This is a genomic window from Dellaglioa sp. CoH-55-MRSF-6 (assembly GCF_056782215.1).
In genome coordinates this window covers 1-404 of the sequence record NZ_JBXAYJ010000021.1, presented here as the reverse complement: position 1 = coordinate 404, position 404 = coordinate 1, and the positions used below count along the sequence as shown (strand labels likewise).

The following is a 404-nucleotide window of genomic DNA, read 5'->3' as shown; positions in this document are numbered from 1 at the left end:
CGGACAAATGAGTGTGGCACAAAACACGGCTTCAGGCATCATCAAAAGCGTCCTGATTCAGCTCGAACAACGGCTCGATATTAAGGTCCTGATGGCGGCCGAGGCCGGGTCTCGTGCGTGGGGCTTCGCGTCGCCGGATTCGGATTACGACGTTCGCTTCATCTACTGCCGCCCTGTCGATCGGTATCTGACGGTGAATAAGCGCCGTGATGTACTGGACATAAACACGCCGGAACTGACCGAGGTGCTGCGCGATCTCGGGATCGACACGGATATCATGGATTTTGCGGGCTGGGACGCGGACAAGGCAGTGTACCAGATGAGCAAGTCGAACCCGCAGGTTCTGGAGTGGACGAATTCACCGATCATCTATCGACCCAATGCGCATCTGGTGGCGCTAGCCG

The 404-nt window shown here is 57.2% G+C and carries 1 protein-coding gene; it reads left to right on the top strand.

Annotated features, from left to right (window positions below):
• Window positions 1-13 precede the first annotated feature (13 nt).
• A partial coding sequence (locus AC1RPK_RS07620) for a nucleotidyltransferase domain-containing protein (protein WP_481769335.1) occupies window positions 14-404 on the top strand: 391 nt, incomplete at its 3' end.